The following is a 16898-nucleotide window of genomic DNA, read 5'->3' as shown; positions in this document are numbered from 1 at the left end:
GTGCGGTTCCTGATGTCTTCAAGGGGGGCTCCCATGGGTGTACGGGGCCGGCACCGCCGGTATCAGCCGAGCAGCATCAACCGGGCCTCGCTGGCCGTCACCGCCGGCGGCGCGGGGATGGCGCTCCCGCTCATCGGCGCCGGGGTCGCCCACGGCGCGACCGTGGACACCTGGGACAAGGTCGCCGCCTGCGAGTCCACCAACAACTGGCGCATCAACACCGGGAACGGCTACTACGGCGGCCTCCAGTTCAGCCAGAGCACCTGGCGGGCCTTCGGCGGCGCCGCCTACGCACCGCGCGCCGACCAGGCCACCAAGGACCAGCAGATCGCGGTCGCGGAGAAGGTCCTGAAGGGCCAGGGACCCGGGGCGTGGCCGCAGTGCGGCAAGAAGGCCGGCCTCACCCGCAGCGGCCCGGCGCCGGCCGTCGCCCCGCCGGCGCCGTCGCAGCCCAGGGCGCAGTCCGCGGCGCAGCCCAAGGCCGTGGCGCCGTCCCAGCCGGTGAAGACGGCCGCCCCGGCCCAAGGCGCCACGCCCAGTCCGACGGGGACCTCCGTCCTGCCGAACCCGTACGTCGTCGCGCCCGGCGACTCGCTCTCCGCGATCGCCACCGAGCAGCGCGTCGACGGCGGCTGGCAGGCGCTGTACGAGACCAACCGGGCCACCGTGGGCGCCAACCCGAACCTGATCTTCCCCGGCCAGCGGCTGACCCTGCGGATCACCGCCGCACCGGCGAAGCCGCCGACGGAGCCGTCGACGCCGCCGCCCGCCAGGCAGGACCCCGAGAAGCCGCCGCGGACCGCCGAACCGGTCAAGCCCGCGGAACCGGCGGCCGAGAAGCCCGCCGAGAAGCCCGCGCCGAAGCCGGCCGAAAAGCCGGCGGAGAAGCCCGCGCCACAGCCCGCCTCAGCGCAGCAGAAGCCGGATGCGGGCGGTTTCTCCGCCCCTGTCGACGCCGCCCTCGGCACCGCGTACCGCGTCTCGGGCTCCCACTGGTCCAGTGGCTACCACACGGGCGTCGACTTCCCCGTGGCCACCGGCACCACCGTCAAGTCGGTCGGGCCCGGCCAGGTCCTCTCCGCCGGCTGGGCAGGTGCCTACGGCTACCAGGTGGTCATCAAGCACACCGACGGCCGGTACTCCCAGTACGCCCACCTCTCGGCCCTCGGCGTCAAGGCCGGCCAGCAGGTCTCCGGAGGCCAGCGGATCGGCCGCTCCGGCTCGACCGGCAACACCACCGGCCCGCACCTGCACTTCGAGATGCGCACGGGGCCCGGCTACGGCTCCGACATCGACCCGCTGAAGTACCTCCGGGGCCACGGAGTCCGCATCTGACCCCCGCACGTGCGGGGGCACGGCCGTGAGCAGCACCAGACCGGCCGCCGCCACGAGGGCGCTGGCCACCGCCGCGGCGGTGCCGGCGGCCCCGTACCGGAAGCCCTCGTCGAACAGCGTGATGCCGACCGTCGCCGCGACCACCGGGTTGACCACCGTCACGGTGGCCAGCGGCGCGGTCAGCCCCGCGCCGCGGTAGGCCGCCTGCGACAGCAGCAGGCCGGCCGCCGCCAGCGCCGCGATCGCCACGAGATCGGGCCACAGGCCGCCCAGCGCCCCGGGGGCGAAGTCCTCGGCCACCGACTTCGTGAACACCGAGGCCATGCCGAAGGCCGTACCGGCCGCCGCGGCCAGCAGCACGCTGTGCAGCACCGCCCGGTGCATCCGGTGCGCCGCCACGAACAGCACGGCCACCGCCGCCCCGGTCACGGTCAGCAGCACGTTCCGCTCGCCGCCCGCCAGTGCCTGCCCCGCCCGTCCGCCCCCGCCGGTCAGCGCCAGCAGCCCGGCGAGGCCCACCGTGGCCAGCACCGCCCCGCGCCAGGCCGCCGTGCCCGCCCGGCGCCGTACGAACACGGCCGCCAGCGGCAGGGCGAAGACGATGGTGAGCGCGCCCAGCGGCTGCACCACGCTCAACGGCCCGTACGCGAGGGCGACCACGTGCAGCAGCGCGCCGAGGCCGTTCAGCCCCACCGCCACCCACCAGCCGACGCGCCGCAGCGGGGCGTAGGGGCGGTCCGGCGTGCTCGCCGCGACCCGTTCCTGGACGATCGCACCACCCGCGTACGCCAGGGCGGACACGAGACAGAGCAGGACCGCCAGCGCCAGTGCACTCATAAGGTCCACAATGCCCGACCCATCTGCGCTATTCCTCCGCCCACAGGTGGTCACCGGTCATACTCCCGACGTAGTACGGGAGTACGCCAGCGTGGCCCTCGCCACGGCGGGAAGACGACCCCTACGGCGCCCGCGGGTCACCGCGGCAACCCCCTACGGTGACGACCTGCTCGCGGTCCGTGAGGATTCCGGGATCGGGTTTGGCTCCGGGTGCGTGGGATCCGTACAGTTCCCCTTTTGAGGACTTCCGCAGCAGGCGGATGCGGACGAGTGATCAAGGAACGCAGCGGCCATGACGGTGACCGAAGACAGCCGGCAGCAGGGGCAGGACTACGGGCCGGGCATTGACCCCGAGCGGCTGGCGCTCTGCCTCAGCGTGCTCGAAGAGCTGGACAAGATCGACGTAGACCACCCCGACGCCATCGCCGTCCGCCGCGCCACCGCCGGTGTCTACCGCACGGTCAAGCAGCGCCGCCGTCAGGAGCGCCGCGCCGCCAAGACCGCCAACGACAGGGCCGTCACCGAGGCCACCGCAACCGGCTCCGCCGAGCGCATCGACGACGAGACCGAGGGCATCCTGCCCTCCTCGGTCACGGAGGCCGGCCGGATCGCCGGGATACTCCAGCGCCCGCGCTCCTGCTACGTGTGCAAGACGCGCTACGTCGAGGTCGACTACTTCTACCACCAGCTCTGCCCCGAGTGCGCCGCCCGGAACCGGGCCAGGCGCGAGGCCCGCACCGACCTCACCGGCAAGCGCGCGCTGCTCACCGGCGGCCGGGCGAAGATCGGCATGTACATCGCGCTGCGGCTGCTGCGCGACGGCGCCCACACCACGATCACCACCCGCTTCCCCAAGGACGCCATCCGCCGCTTCAAGGCGATGGAGGACTCGGCGGAGTGGATGCACCGCCTGGAGGTCGTCGGCATCGACCTGCGCGACCCCGCCCAGGCCGTGGCCCTCGCCGACCAGGTGGCCGGCGCCGGTCCGCTCGACATCCTGATCAACAACGCGACGCAGACCGTGCGTCGCCTGCCCAGCGCTTACGCGGCGCTGGTCGAGGGCGAGGCCGCCCCGCTGCCCGCCGGTGAGCTTCCCGCCCACCAGGTCATCGGCGCCTTCAACTCCGGCGCGGTCGACGGCCTGGCGGCGCTGCCCGTCGGGGTGAGCGGGCTCGAGGCGCAGAAGGTCGCCGACCTCGCCCTGGTCGCGGGCAACGCCAGCCTGGAGCGGCACCTCGCCGGCACCGCCATCGACGCGGGCGGCCTGCTGCCCGACGTCGTCGAGAGCAACACCTGGGTGCAGACCATCGACCAGATCTCCCCGGTCGAGCTGCTGGAAACCCAGCTGTGCAACTACACGTCGCCGTTCATCCTGATCAGCGCCCTTCGCCCGGCCATGGCGGAGGCCGCCCGGAAGGCGTCCAGCGGGCGGGCGTACGTCGTCAACGTCTCGGCGATGGAGGGCGTCTTCAGCCGCGGCTACAAGGGCGCGGGCCACCCGAACACCAACGCCGCCAAGGCCGCGATGAACATGGTGACGCGGACCAGCGGCCAGGAGATGTTCCAGAGCGACCGCATCCTGATGACCTCGGTCGACACCGGCTGGATCACCGACGAGCGCCCGCACTTCGACAAGCTGCGCCTCGCCGAGGAGGGCTTCCACGCCCCGCTCGACCTGGTCGACGGCGCGGCCCGGGTCTACGACCCGATCGTCCGCGGCGAGCTCGGCGAGGACCTGTTCGGCGTCTTCCTGAAGGACTACGCCCCGGCGAACTGGTGACCCCGGAGCCTCCCCCTCCTAGGGGAGGCCCCTGACGGACCTTCTCGACCCCCTCGGCGCGCCGAGGGGGTCGGTCGCGTTCCGGGAGGGCCCGACCCGGCAGGCCCCGGCCGCGACCAGGTCCAGCAGCGGCCGCCAGTCCTCCAGCACGCCCGCGTCCAGGTCCGCGGCGGCGGCCGAGTCCCGGGCGTGGCGCAGGGCGGACACCGCCTCGGCGTCCGGGCCGAAGCCGGAGCCGGAGCTGGAGCCGGAGCCGGAGCCTGCGCCCGGGCCCGAGGCTGAGGCGGTGTCCTGGCGCGAGCCGGCCGCGCCGTCGCCGCCGAGGCCGCCCGACAGCCGTACGAGCCGGGCCACCCGCCGGCCCAGTAGAGGGCGGATCGCCTCCGCCGCCACCCCGACGGTAACCGTCCCGTCACTCAGACGGAGCAGCCGCCCGATGTCGTGGAGCAGGCCCGCGAGCTGCAGTTCCTTGTCGAAGGGGTGCGAGCGGCGCAGCAGGGCCGCGGTCCGCAGACCCCGGTCGTCAGGGCTGCCGCGCAGGAGCTGCATCAGTTCCAAGACGCTTGTGACGTACGGCACTTGAGCTTCGGGCACCCCGGACTCCGCCACCGCCGACCCCCTCCGTCACACCCTGCTCGTCCGGCGTCGAGCAGATCATCCGCCACGTGCCCGCAGCCCGACGACTTGCTGAACAAGGAGCGAAAGTAAGAGGGCGCAGCGGATTTTGCCTTCCGATCGAGCGGAGGTCCGCTCATATGTGTACTCTGGGGCATCAAGACGGCCCCCACCCGGGCCGCGCTCCACTAAGGCGCCACCGCGTCCGGAAACCCTTTATCCCTTGCCCGGCTCGCGGTCCGCTTGCCGGGTTGCGCGACACAAAGGAGTGCGCGGTGACTGACAAGACCAAGCCCGAACCGACGGTCATGGAGCGGACGGTGACGCGGGCGAAGCCCCGTACCGACGAACTCGGCAGCCTTGAGGTCTGGGCCCGATCCGCCCCGATCCGACTGGCCGGCTACGAGGACGACCTGGCGGAAGCACACATCCTGCCGGGTATCGACTAGCCGCTAGAGCGGTGCCAAGCGCCCCCTCGTGCCCACGCGCACCGGGGGCGCTGCCCTGCCCGCCGCGGCAGGTCCGAGCCCGGTCCGGCCGGGTTCCCCGACCGGCTACGCCCTGAGCGTCATCGCCGAGGGCGATCACCGCTTCCCCCGCCCCGCCCGCCCCGGGCAGGCTGGCCGGCATGAAGCTGCTGATGCTGGGTGGTACCGAATTCGTCGGACGCGCGGTCACCGAGGACGCCCTCGACCGGGGCTGGCAGGTGACCGTCTTCCACCGCGGACACCACGCGCCCCCGCCGGGCGCCGCGGCCCTGCACGGGGACCGCACCGCCCCCGGCGGCCTGGCCGCCCTCGCCGCGGGGGAGTGGGACCTCGTCGTCGACACCTGGAGCGGCGCCCCCACCGCGGTGCGCGACAGCGCGCGCCTGCTGCGGGAGCGGGCCGGCGGGTACGCGTACGTCTCCAGCCGCTCCGTGTACGCCTACCCTGCCCCCGCCGGGCAGGGCGAGGACGGCCCGCTCGTCGAGGGCTCGCCGGACGCCGGTCCGACCGCCTACGCCGAGGACAAGCGCGGCGGTGAACTCGCCGCCCTGGACGCCTTCGGCGACCGCGCCCTGCTGGTGCGCGCCGGACTCGTCCTCGGCCCGTACGAGAACATCGGCCGACTGCCGTGGTGGCTCAACCGCACCGCCCGCGGCGGCCCGGTGCTCGCTCCCGGCCCCCGCGAACTCCCGGTCCAGTACGTCGACGTGCGTGACCTCGCGCGCTGGATCCTGGACGCCGCCGCGGCGGGCCGCGGCGGCGCGTACGACCTGGTCTCCCCGCCCGGGCACGCCACCATGGGCGGTCTCCTCGACGCCTGCGCCGCCGTCACCGGCGGCGGCGCCGAGCTGCGCTGGACCGACCCGGCCCGGCTCCTGGAGGCCGGCGTCGAGCCGTGGACCGAGCTGCCCGTCTGGATCCCCGAGGGGCCCTCGCGCGCGCACGTGTTCGGCGCGGACGTCGGCAAGGCGCTGGCGGCCGGACTGCAGTGCCGCCCGGTCGAGGAGACCGTCGCCGACACCTGGGCCTGGCTGCGGACGCTCGGCCAAGTCACCCCGCAGCGGCCGGACCGGCCGGTCCTCGGCATCTCTCCCGAGCGGGAGGCCGCGCTACTCGGGCTCTGACAGCCAGGGGTCCGCGAGGCGGGTCGGCGGGAGGTACTCGCGCACGAGCGTGCGGTGCCACCAGGCCCCCGTCTCGCGCAGCTCCTGCCAGGTGGTGAACCGGTAGCGGTAGAGCAGCGCCCGGATGTAGACGGGCGGCGCGTCCGGGAACGGGTTGTGGCGCAGCAGCCGCAGCGTGTCCCGATCGCCCGCCAGCAGCCGCTCCACGAACGGCCCGAACCAGTCCCGCGCGTAGCCCGGGGAGATCGCCGCGAACCACATCAGCCAGTCCAGCCGCAGGTGGTACGGGGCGAACTGGCGCGGAATCCTGCGCAGTTCGGTCGGCTTGCCCCGGAAGCCGTACTCCCGCCAGGCGCCGCCGTCCTCGTGCGGCACCCGGTCCGCGGTGCCCTCCACCACCACCTCCATGCGGACCCGGCCGACCGAGCCGAAGGCCCCGTAGGTGTTGACCAGGTGCAGTGCGTCGAAGGAGCGGTTCATCACCTGCCGGCGCGAGATCATGTTGAGCACCGGGCGACGGCTGAGGAACAGCACGAGTGCGGTCACCGCGCAGACCAGGACCACGAACCACACGGGAGCCCCCTGCGAGGCGGCGGCGGGCGGAGCGCCCGCGAGCCCGGTGAAGTCCACGGCCGAAAGGGCCAGCGTGATCGTCAGCCAGTTCAGCCAGGCGAAGTTGCCGGACAGCACCAGCCACAGCTGCGTCGCGACGATGATCCCGGCGGCGTACGAGGCCACCGGCTGCGGGGTGAACAGCAGCACCGGGACGACCAGTTGGGTCACGTGGTTGGCCGCGCACTCCACCCGGTGCAGCGGCTTCGGCAGATGGTGGAAGAACCAGCTCAGCGGCCCGGCCATCGGCTGCGTCTCGTGGTGGTAGTAGAGGCAGGTCAGTTTGCGCCAGCAGGCGTCCCCGCGCATCTTGATCAGCCCGGCCCCGAACTCCACGCGGAAGAGCACCCAGCGCAGCAGCCACAGCACCAGCACCGGCGGCCCGGCCCGGGCGTTGCCGAGGAACACGGCGAGGAAGCCCACCTCCAGCAGCAGCGACTCCCAGCCGAAGGAGTACCAGGTCTGCCCCACGTTCACGACGGAGAGGTAGAGCAGCCACAGCAGGGCCCACATCGCCATGGCGGCGCCCAGCGGAACCTCGTCCCCGGCCCCGGCGGCCAGCGCCGCGGCGAGCGCCGCGCCGGTCCAGGCGCAGCCGGCGAAGAAGCGGTCCGAGTAGTGCAGTTGGAACAGGCTCGGGGCGTGCCGGAAGGGCACGTACCGCACGTAGTGCGGCACGGGCAGCATGCCGTGCGCCCCGATCAGGGCCCGGAACTGCAGGGCGGCCCCGACGAAGGCGAGCAGGTAGATCCCGGCCAAGGCCCGCTGGAAGACCAGCCGGGCGAGCCAGTATCCGGGCGCTGTGAACCAGTCCATCGCCTCCAGTATCGGACCGGTCAGGCGGCGGTGGCCAGCCTGCGCAGGCGGTGGCCCAGCCAGCGGGCGTAGCGCAGCTGGAGGAAGGGGACCACCGGGCCGGCGAGGCGGGTGTACCAGCTGTTCGGGCGGCTGAAGGCGGTCACCGTGAACCACACGGTGCCGTCGGGGTCCATGTCCACGATGAAGGACTCCTCCCCGCACTCGGGGTGGCCGGGCCGGGTCCCGTAGGCGAAGCCGATGCGGGTGGGCTCGTACGCCGTCCAGATCACCTGGCACGGGGCGTCGATGCGCAGCGGCCCGAGGCCGATCCCGACGACCACGCGGCTGCCGGGCCGGACCGCTCCGGCATCGGCCCTCACCCGCATCCCGGAGGCCCGGTGCGCGTGGAAGGTGGTCACGGCGGTGCCGGCGGCCTCGAAGACGCCCCGGCCGTGCCCGAGGCGGGTGCGGTGGTTGAGGTGGTGGTATCCGGCGGGCAGGGGCCGGTGGGCCGTCGCGCCCTTGTCGGGGTAGTTGACGGTGTCCCGGCCGGCGCTGATGAGGCGGGTCATGGCGAGGTCTCCAGTCGGTGGGTGGCCAGGGGCGGGTGGTCAGCGGTGGGTGGTCAGTGGTGGGCGGCCGGCGCCCGGTGGTCGGCCGTGAGCCGTGGGTCGCCGTCCCCGGGGGAGGAGCGGTCGGTGGTGAGCCGGCGCCAGGCCAGCACCGAGCAGAGGGCGAAGCCGAGGGCGTTGCCGAGGCCGTGGGTCGCGGCCATCCAGGTCAGCGTGGGGTGCACGATCCCGGTGGCCTCGCCGGCCGCCCACCACAGGGCGAGCAGCATGGTGGCCGCCAGCACGGCCGCCGAGGTCGCGAGCAGTGCCCGCGTGCCCCGGTCCCGGGCCGCGGGCCGGATGTCCCGCCAGGTCAGCAGCGCCACGGCCCACATCCCGCCGGTCAGCACCACCGCGCCCACGAGCTCCGCCCAGTCGTCGACGAAGTAGCCGAGGAGCACGAGCAGGGTGCCGGCCGGGACGCTGTACGCCGCCCAGCGCGAGAGCCCCGTCGCGGGCCGGTCCCGGACGGCCCGGCACACGAGCCCCGCGACCAGCGCGGCCGTGAACCCGGCGAAGTGGAAGTGCGGCACGGTGAGCGCCAGGATGTCGAGGTCGAAGCCGAAGAGCCGGTACCCGGCACGCTCGGCGACCAGCGCGGTCCCGGCGATCGAGGGCGAGACCAGCGCGGTGGCGACGGCGATCCCGGACGGGTCCGGCACCCGGATCGGTACACGGCCCGGTACACGGCAGGGGTGACGGCCCCGCAGCAGCCGGACCGGGGCCCGGGCCGCGAGGGCCAGGCAGGCCGCCGCGTAGAGTGCGGCGAGCGCCGTGGCGGGCAGCCCGCGCGGCAGCCAGAGGCAGAGCGCCCCGGGGGCGGCGAGCAGCGGCCAGAGGCGGGCGGTCCGGCGGAGCCCGGCCGGGTCGATCAGGCGCAGGCCCGCCGGGACGACGTAGAGCATGCCCAGGGTGACGATCACGTTCACCAGTACCGACACCCTGGACTCCCCCCAACGCTGCGGCCGAACGCCTTGAACGCGTTCAACTCACGGGGATGACCTTACGACCTTCCTTGAACATGTTCAAGACGCCTTCCGGTTGCGGCTCTCGCGCACATGCGGCAGACAGGAGGGAGCAACCGGGGCGAAAAGGGAGATCCACGTGCACGCACCGTCAGTTCCGACACCTCGTCAGACGTCGGGCCGTCACCTACCGGCCGGCGCTGCCCTCTTGGCCCTCCTCGGGCTGTTCGCCGCGGGCTGCGGCGGCGCCGAGGAGCCCAAGAGCGCCCCCGGACCCGAGAGCCAGGAGGTCTACCTCCAGCCCGTGGCCTCCGCCGGCCCCGACCCCTTCACCGCCTCCTCGGCCACCGCCGAGTCCGCCCCCGTCCAGCCCCCGCTGCCCAACCCGACCGGACAGGGCATCCGCACGATCAACGCGGCCACCCCCGGCCTGTACGGAGGCACCCAGCGGCTCGGCAGCTGCGACGTGGAACAGCAGGTCCACTTCCTGACCACCGACAACGCCAAGGCCCGGGCCTTCGCCCAGGCCGCGGACATCGAACAGGCGAGCATCCCCGAGTTCCTGCGCGGCCTGACCCCCGTCGTGCTGCGCGCCGACACCCGGGTCACCAACCACGCCTTCCGCGACGGCCGGCCCGACGGCTTCCAGTCCGTCCTGCAGGCCGGCACCGCCGTCCTCGTCGACGAGCACGGCATGCCCCGGGTGCGCTGCGGCTGCGGGAACCCGCTGGCCTCCCCGCTCGCCGCCAAGGGGTCCCCGGTGCACAAGGGCGACCCGTGGAGCGGCTACCAGCCCAACCAGGTCGTCGTCGTCGAACCCACCACCCACGTGATCAACAACCTGGTGATCGTCAACATCGCCGACAACACCTGGATCGAGCGCAAGCGGGGCGACGACGGGGCCCAGGACCGGCCCCCGCGCGCGCTGCCCCAGTTCGACCCCGCCGACGGGATCCCGACGGGCCCCGTCACCCCGTCCGGGCCCGCCTCGGCCCAGCCGTGCCCGAGCGAGCAGCCCGGCGCGCCGCAGGACTGCCAACCGAGCGGATCGGCCCCGCAGAGCCCGCAGAACCCCCAGGGCGAGAACCCGCCGCAGAGCCCCGGCGTCCCGCAGAACCCGGGCTCGCCGTCGGACGCCGTCCCCCGGCCGCAGCAGCCGCGCTCGGACGGTCCGTCGGACGTCCCCTCCGACCTGCCGGGCGGCGACGTGCCCTCGGACCTCCCCTCGGACCTCCCGTTCGACCTGACGCAGCCGAACCCGGACGACCCGGGTCTCGTGCCCGAGCCCGACGGATCGATGCCGCCCCCGCTGGCCCCGTACACCGAGCCGTACGGGGACCCGTACACCGAGCCGTACGGGGACCCGCACACCGATCCGTACACCGACCCGTACCTGCAGCCGCAGCCGCAGCCCTCGGACGGGAGCTCCGACGGGAGCCACTCGCTGGAGGGCGCCTGACCGGCCGGTGTGTCATGGTGGATCGGTGCCGACCACCGTATCGCTGCCGGACGACTGGCCCGCACACCCGGACCGGTCGCTCTCGCTGAACCGCATGGGTAGTTTCGACTGGGACCTCGTGACCGGTCTCATGCACATGGACGAAGCGGCCCTGGACGTCTTCGACACGCCCCCCGACGAATACGACGGCCGGCCCGAGTCCCTCTCCCCGCGCGTCCCGGCCACCGAGTCGACACGCCTCGACGCCCTCGTCTCCTCCGCGCTCAAGAGCAAGGTGGACAGCTACGGCGCCTACTTCCGCATCCGCTGCCACGACGGGCGGCTGCGCTGGACGCACACCCAGGGCCGCGTCATGCGCGGCCCGGACGGGCGGCCGTACCGGATCATCGGCATCGTCCGCGACGCGACCGACGAGCTCAGCCACTCGGCGGAGCGCCTGGGCCTGGACGAGGAACGGCGCCGCCAGACGTCCGTCGTCGAGTCCACCACCGCCGCCCTCGCACACGCCCGGACCGTACGGGACGTCATCGACGTCATCGGCGATGCCCACGGCCTGGAGCGGCTCGGCTCCATGGGCATGGTGATGGGCCTCGTCGAGGCCGGGCGCATCCACCTCGTGGCCGAGGGCCCCCAGGACAGTTTCGTCCCCGGCACCCGCTACACCCGCGTCGACGAGCAGTACCCCATGAGCGAGGTCGTCCGCTCGCTCCAGCCGCGCTTCCTCGACTCGGCGGAGGAGTTCGCCGAGGGCTATCCCGAGCTCTGGGCGAACATCTCGTACATGCGGATCTCGGCGGCCGCCTACCTGCCGCTCATCGCCCAGGCCCGCCCCATCGGCGCGATCGGACTGCTCTACCAGGACAAGGACGGCTTCACCCAGGAGGAACGCAACCTGCTCGTCGCACTCGGCAGCAGCATCGCGCAGAGCCTCCAGCGGGCCATGCTGCTGGAGCAGGAGCACGACCTCGCCGAGGGCCTGCAGCAGGCCATGCTGCCCAGGCGGATCCCGTCGGTGCCCGGCGGGGAGATCGCCGTACGGTACCGCTCCGCCCGGATGGGCCGCGACATCGGCGGCGACTGGTACGACGTCATCCCGCTGCCGGGCGGCCGGGTCGGCGCCGTCATCGGCGACGTACAGGGCCACGACACGCACGCCGCCGCGGTCATGGGCCAGCTGCGGATCGTCCTGCGCGCCTACGCGGCCGAGGGGCACTCGCCCGGCACGGTCATGGCACGGGCCTCCGTCTTCCTGCACGAGCTGGACACGGACCGCTTCGCCACCTGCACCTACGCGGAGGCCGACCTCTCCACCGGCGTCCTCCAGCTGGTACGGGCGGGCCACATCGACCCCCTGCTGCGCACCCGCGACGGGGACTGCCGCCGGCTCCCGGTGGAGGGCGGGATGCCGCTCGGCCTGTCGGCCGAGTTCGGCCGGCTCGAGTACCCGGTGACCACGGTGGAACTGGACCCGGGAGAAACGCTCCTGCTGTGCACCGACGGCCTGGTGGAACAGCCCGGCGCCGATCTCGACGACGGCATCCGGCTGCTGGCCTCCCAGATCCGCAGCGGCCCGTCGGACCTGCAGTTCCTGGCGGACCGGCTCTGCGAGGTCGCCGACGACCGGGGCGGGAACGACGACATGGCGCTGCTCCTGCTGCGCCGTGAGGTGGCGGCCGCCCCGCAGGCCGGCAGCCGCCTGCAGCAGCACGTGGCACCGGGCGACCCCGAGGCCCTGGTGGCGGCCCGCCACATGATCGGGGCGGCGGTGCGGGCGTGGGGCGCGCGGGAGCGGTCCGACGAGATCGAGCTGGTCGCGGACGAGCTGATCGTGAACGCCCTGATGCACACCGACGGCCCGGCGATCGTCACCCTGCGGGTCCTGGCGGGACACGAGCGCAGACTGCGGGTGGAGGTCGAGGACCGCTCCAGCGCGCTGCCCCGGCGGCGCGAGGCGGGGGAGGCGGGGGTCTCGGGACGGGGCCTGATGCTGGTGGACCGGCTGGCGGACGTCTGGGGCGTGGAACCGCGCGGCGGCGGCAAGTGCGTGTGGTGCGAGTTCGTCATGGGCTAGACCTCCGACGGCGGTCGCGGCGGGTCGCGGGGGGCCGCGGGGGGTCGCGGCGAGGCACGGCGGGCCGCGGCGGGGCGGGCGGTGGTGCCGGGCGGGGAAAGTGCGTTGCGGGGCGGCGCCCGGTCCGTGAGGATCAACGGCGATGACTATCGCCATGGATGACGTCCGCCGGCTGCTCAAGGCAGGCGATCTGCCCGGAGCCGTACGTTCGCTGCGCCCCCGTGCGGAGACCCTCCCCGTCGCCGAACTCGCCAAAGCCACCCGGGCCTTGGCCGAGACCGCCGGCTTCGAGGACCTCGCCTCGGCCGCCCGGGCCGCCGCCAGGCGGGCCGACGAACCGCAGGCCCTCTACGACTTCGGCTACGCCTGCGTGGAGCGGGGCGTCGCCTTCCTCGCCGTCGCGCCCCTGCGCGAGGCGCTCCGGCTGCTCCCCGACTCGCGGCCGCTCCTCGCCGAGCTGGTCTCCGCCCTGGAGGACGAGCACCGGCACGCGGAGGCCGCCGCGCTGCTCTCCGGCCGCGGCGGCGGGCTGCCCGCCTGGCCCGAGACCTACCTGCTGGTCCACCACACCCTGCTCGCCGGGGACCTGGACGCCGCGGAGGGGCTGCTGCTCGGCCTCCCCGCACCCGAGGACCCGCAGTGGTCGGGCGCGCGAAAGCGCCAGGCGCGCCAGGTGCTGCGCAGCGGCCAGTCCCGCAGGGCCCAGGGCGCGGCGGGACACCCTGACCCGCTCGGCCCGGACGACCTGCGCGGCTGGCACTACGGCCTCACCGGGGGCCTCCTCGGCACCCTCTCCCCGTACGGCTGGGACGCCGGGATGACGGGCCGGTACGCCTACCTCGGCGACAGCCCCGAACAGTGCCGCCGCGGCCTGGCCCGGCTCGCGCTCGCTCTGGAGGCCGCCGGGCGCGCCCCCGCGACCGTCTCGCTGCTGCCCGGCCGGTCCGACCGGATCCTCGGGCTCGCCGCGGCCCGGGTGCTCGGGCTGCCCGTCGTCCCGTACGAACCGAACCGTGCGGACACCCTCGTCGTCGCCTACGACCTGAACGCGGCCGACCAGGAAGTCGTCCGCACCCTGCGCGAGCGCGCCGACGGCCAGATCCTCCACGAGCACGCCACCTGCTGGACGGATCCGCCCGCGGTGAGCGCCGACTCCAGCGCGCTGCTCTGCCAGTACGTCGCCCCGCCGTGGCAGGACGACGACCGGCGCGAGGAGGAGATCGCCGGCGAGATCGCGACGGCCGACCCGGCCCCGGACGGCGGCGACGGCGCGACCCCGGCCGACCCGGACGAGGCCTTCCGGGCGTTCGTGACGGCCGTCCGCACCGGCTGGCTCTCGGCGCCCCGCGACCGGGTCGCGTCACCGGGCCCCGTGCCCAGCTCGCGTTTCGCCTGAGGCGGCGGCAGGCTGGACCCATGCCGGAGCTGCCCGAGGTCGAGGCCCTGCGGGAGTACCTCGACGAGCACCTCACCGGGCGGGTGGTCGAGCGCGTCCTCCCGCTCGCCGTCAGCGTGCTCAAGACGTACGATCCGCCACTGTCCGCCCTCGAAGGGCAGCCGGCCGGCGCCACCGCCCGGTACGGCAAGTTCCTGGCCCTGCGGATCGGCGGGCTCCACCTCGTCACCCACCTGGCCCGGGCCGGCTGGCTGCGCTGGCAGGAGACCCTGCCCGCGCAGCCGCCGCGCCCCGGCAGGGGGCCGCTCGCGCTGCGGGTCGTACTGGAGGGCGGCGGCGGCTTCGACCTCACCGAGGCCGGGACCCAGAAGCGCCTCGCCGTCTACGTGGTCCACGACCCCCAGGAGGTCCCCGGCATCGCCCGCCTCGGGCCCGACCCGCTGGCCGACGAGTTCGACCGGGACGCCTTCGCCGCGCTGCTCGCCGGGGACCGGCGGCAGATCAAGGGCCTGCTGCGCGACCAGAGCGTCATCGCGGGCATCGGCAACGCGTACAGCGACGAGATCCTGCACGCGGCGAAGGTCTCCCCCTTCAAGCTGGCCGCCTCGTTCGACGAGGACCAGGTGACCCACCTCTACGAGGCCGTGCGCGCCACCCTGGGCGAGGCCGTCGCCCGGGCGCACGGCGTGGCCGCCGGCGCGCTCAAGGCCGAGAAGAAGTCCGGGCTGCGCGTGCACGGCCGGGACGGGGAGCCGTGCCCGGTGTGCGGGGACACCGTCCGTTCCGTGTCCTTCGCGGACTCCTCGCTGCAGTACTGCCCCACCTGCCAGACGGGCGGCAAGCCGCTGGCCGACCGGCGGCTGTCGCGGCTCCTCAAATAGCGGGGCGCTGCGTAGACTCCCACGCCATGGCCGAGGAGCAGCAGCAGTCGCCGCCCCGGCGCGAGATCGTCACCGGGGTGCCCCGGGGCGCCCGCCGCCGGCCGCCCGCGCACGCCCCGGCCCGTTCGGAGATCTCCGAGCACACCACCCTCGGGGCCACCTACGTACGGGCACTGATGCGCAGCCAGCTGCGCGCCGGGCTGGGGGCGCTGGCCGCGCTCGTGGTGCTGGTCGGGACGCTGCCGCTGCTGTTCGCGCTGCCGAGGGCCGCGTCGGGGCCGCTCGTGTGGGTGGTGCTCGGGCTGCTGGTGTATCCGGTGATGTGGCTCATCGCCCGGTGGTACGTCACCCGGGCGGAGCGCAACGAGGCCGATTTCACCGGCCTGGTGACCGACCCGGCCGAGCGGTCCGCGTAGGGGCGTCAGAACAGGTGCATCGCCAAGTGGCCCAGCGGCAGTCCGAGCTGCCAGGCGGGGGTCCACACCCGCGCGTTCTCGTCCAGTCCCGGCGGGGTGTCGGCGTGGCCGTGCCGCCCGGGGTCGAGGTTGGTGGCGAAGAGCTCGGTGCGGTCCAGCCAGCGCCACGCCGCCCGGGCCAGCTCAAGGTCGGGGTCCTCGCCGCGGCCACGCTCCCTGGCCTCCTCGCCCAGGGCGAGGAACCGCGTGTGCACCCAGTCGCGCCAGGGGTGTCCGTACGCCGTCAGTGACATCCACTCGTCGAGCTGCGAGACCACGCGGATCCCCGAGAGCTCGCCGGCGGCGTCCGAGAGGTAGATCGTCAGGGCGAGCGTGTCGCGTCCGGCCCGGAACTCCAGGGTGCTGACCGGGATCAGCCGGCCGGTACGCAGCAGTTCGTCCGCGATGTACTCGGCGTAGAGCCAGGCCATGGGCACCGCGAGCCCGCCGTCACTGGTGCCGTTCGTACCCTCGGGCTGCACCGTTCCACCTTCTCCCACGCTTCGAGCATCCCGTCGTCGTCAGCTCGAGCCTTCACCGAGCGGCTGACCGGGCGGGGGATGTTTACGCAAGTTGGACGCACTGATGCCCGATTCCATGCGTTTTTTGTCCGGTCCGCGCCCCTTCACGGCGTTCCCGGATCCATTGCCCCGATGTCCCCGCGCGCCGGAAGCTCAGGCTCCGAGGCCGTAGCCGTACCCCTGGAGACCCTTGCGGAGGGCGCGAAGGGCGTAGTGGGTACGTGACTTGACGGTACCGGCCGGGATGCCGAGCTCGGCGGCGGCCTCCGCCACCGACCGGTCCCGGAAGTAGACCTGCATCAGCACCTCGCGGTGCTCCTGCCCCAGGGACCCCACGGCCCGCCGGACGTCGATCGCCGTGACCGAGCCGGCCACCGCGTCCTCGGGCGCCGGCGCCTGCTCCAGCCCCTCCGCGTCCACCTCCAGCGGCCGTGACAGCCGGGCCCGGCGGGCGTCGATGGCGAGCCGCCGGGCCACCGTGAACAGCCACGGCCGCATCGATTCGTGCCCGCTCGCCAGGGCCTCCGGGTGCTGCCAGACCCGTACGAGCGTCTCCTGTACGAGGTCCTCCGCGCGCTGGGCGTCGCCGGCGGTGAGGCCGAGCAGGAATCCGAACAGGGCCCGCCCGTGGTCGCGCTGGAGTTCGGCCAGCGCCTCGGGGTCCGTGTGCGGGAGGGCGGGGGAGAGCGGCACGAGGGGCTCCTTCCGAGGTGCGTGGGGGTCCGACAGGGGTCCGTACGGGGTCCGTGGCGGAGGCGTTTCGTCCACCCTGACCTGCGGGGAGCCCCCCGGGAACCGTCCCGCCCGGGTGATGCGCCCAAGCACCCGGGTCGTCCGCCGGGCGGCCGTGCCGGGCGGTGAACGGTCGAACGGCGCGGCGAACGGCAGCAGGCGCCGCCGGTGTCCGCCGTTGAGGTGGGCCCGGTGCCCGCACGCGGATCCGTTCCTTG

The 16898-nt window shown here is 74.1% G+C and carries 15 protein-coding genes and 1 pseudogene; 9 read left to right on the top strand and 7 right to left on the bottom strand.

The window, feature by feature from the left end; genetic code table 11:
• The first annotated feature begins 33 nt into the window (after positions 1-33).
• The gene (locus tag IF88_RS0126510) at positions 34-1335 is read left to right on the top strand and encodes a transglycosylase family protein (protein WP_030717552.1); all 1302 of its coding nucleotides are present in this window, start codon (positions 34-36) and stop codon (positions 1333-1335) included.
• Between the two features lie 96 nt (positions 1336-1431).
• Here IF88_RS0126510 and IF88_RS47380 read toward each other — a convergent pair.
• Positions 1432-2172, bottom strand: a pseudogene (locus tag IF88_RS47380) (DMT family transporter); the annotation flags it as partial.
• Between the two features lie 292 nt (positions 2173-2464).
• Between IF88_RS47380 and IF88_RS0126495 the strand changes: the two are divergent.
• Positions 2465-3952, top strand: coding sequence for an SDR family NAD(P)-dependent oxidoreductase (locus tag IF88_RS0126495; protein WP_030717546.1), 1488 nt, complete (start codon positions 2465-2467; stop codon positions 3950-3952).
• A gap of 18 nt (positions 3953-3970) precedes the next feature.
• Here the strand turns inward: IF88_RS0126495 and IF88_RS0126490 are convergent, their stop codons facing one another.
• Positions 3971-4546: a metal-dependent phosphohydrolase gene (locus IF88_RS0126490; RefSeq protein WP_199808139.1), complete on the bottom strand. Its 576-nt coding sequence runs from the start codon at positions 4544-4546 to the stop codon at positions 3971-3973.
• A gap of 296 nt (positions 4547-4842) precedes the next feature.
• Here IF88_RS0126490 and IF88_RS45750 point away from each other — a divergent pair, with 296 nt between their 5' ends.
• Together IF88_RS45750 and IF88_RS0126480 are read left to right on the top strand one after the other, a co-directional pair.
• Entirely contained in the window at positions 4843-5016 is a 174-nt protein-coding gene (locus tag IF88_RS45750) for a hypothetical protein (protein WP_199808141.1), read from the top strand.
• A gap of 179 nt (positions 5017-5195) precedes the next feature.
• Positions 5196-6179 (top strand): NAD-dependent epimerase/dehydratase family protein, encoded by a 984-nt coding sequence (locus IF88_RS0126480; RefSeq protein WP_030717541.1) that lies wholly within the window; start codon positions 5196-5198, stop codon positions 6177-6179.
• Here the strand turns inward: IF88_RS0126480 and IF88_RS0126475 are convergent.
• The 3 genes from IF88_RS0126475 to IF88_RS0126465 are packed head-to-tail and all read right to left on the bottom strand — an operon-like array spanning position 6165 to position 9141.
• Positions 6165-7607: a lipase maturation factor family protein gene (locus tag IF88_RS0126475; RefSeq protein ID WP_030717537.1), complete on the bottom strand. Its 1443-nt coding sequence runs from the start codon at positions 7605-7607 to the stop codon at positions 6165-6167. The two genes, IF88_RS0126480 and IF88_RS0126475, sit on opposite strands and share 15 nt — an antisense overlap.
• A gap of 20 nt (positions 7608-7627) precedes the next feature.
• The gene (locus IF88_RS0126470) at positions 7628-8161 is read right to left on the bottom strand and encodes a DUF1990 family protein (protein ID WP_030717527.1); all 534 of its coding nucleotides are present in this window, start codon (positions 8159-8161) and stop codon (positions 7628-7630) included.
• A gap of 53 nt (positions 8162-8214) precedes the next feature.
• Complete coding sequence (locus IF88_RS0126465; RefSeq protein WP_051837588.1) at positions 8215-9141, bottom strand: YndJ family protein; 927 nt, start codon at positions 9139-9141, stop codon at positions 8215-8217.
• Between the two features lie 232 nt (positions 9142-9373).
• Here IF88_RS0126465 and IF88_RS40885 point away from each other — a divergent pair, with 232 nt between their 5' ends.
• From IF88_RS40885 to IF88_RS0126440, 5 genes are all read left to right on the top strand, one after another.
• Positions 9374-10624, top strand: coding sequence for a DUF6777 domain-containing protein (locus IF88_RS40885; protein ID WP_051837585.1), 1251 nt, complete (start codon positions 9374-9376; stop codon positions 10622-10624).
• A gap of 7 nt (positions 10625-10631) precedes the next feature.
• Entirely contained in the window at positions 10632-12695 is a 2064-nt protein-coding gene (locus IF88_RS0126455) for a SpoIIE family protein phosphatase (RefSeq protein WP_030717515.1), read from the top strand.
• Positions 12696-12837: 142 nt separating this feature from the next.
• Positions 12838-14091, top strand: coding sequence for a hypothetical protein (locus tag IF88_RS49130; protein WP_030717512.1), 1254 nt, complete (start codon positions 12838-12840; stop codon positions 14089-14091).
• Between the two features lie 20 nt (positions 14092-14111).
• The gene (locus IF88_RS0126445; protein ID WP_030717510.1) at positions 14112-14972 is read left to right on the top strand and encodes an Fpg/Nei family DNA glycosylase; all 861 of its coding nucleotides are present in this window, start codon (positions 14112-14114) and stop codon (positions 14970-14972) included.
• A gap of 26 nt (positions 14973-14998) precedes the next feature.
• Positions 14999-15388, top strand: a complete 390-nt coding sequence (locus IF88_RS0126440; RefSeq protein WP_030717508.1) for a hypothetical protein — start codon at positions 14999-15001, stop codon at positions 15386-15388.
• A 5-nt stretch (positions 15389-15393) separates the two neighbouring features.
• On the opposite strand, the gene IF88_RS0126435 is transcribed toward IF88_RS0126440, so the two are convergent.
• Together IF88_RS0126435 and IF88_RS0126430 are read right to left on the bottom strand one after the other, a co-directional pair.
• Positions 15394-15858, bottom strand: coding sequence for a hypothetical protein (locus tag IF88_RS0126435; protein WP_051837618.1), 465 nt, complete (start codon positions 15856-15858; stop codon positions 15394-15396).
• Positions 15859-16101: 243 nt separating this feature from the next.
• Positions 16102-16641: a sigma-70 family RNA polymerase sigma factor gene (locus tag IF88_RS0126430; RefSeq protein ID WP_030717505.1), complete on the bottom strand. Its 540-nt coding sequence runs from the start codon at positions 16639-16641 to the stop codon at positions 16102-16104.
• Positions 16642-16898: the final 257 nt, after the last annotated feature.

This window comes from Streptomyces sp. NRRL F-2580, assembly GCF_000720115.1.
GTDB lineage: Bacteria > Actinomycetota > Actinomycetes > Streptomycetales > Streptomycetaceae > Streptomyces.
The sequence above is the reverse complement of the archived record's forward strand: the minus strand, read 5'-3'. Positions and strand labels throughout refer to the sequence as shown.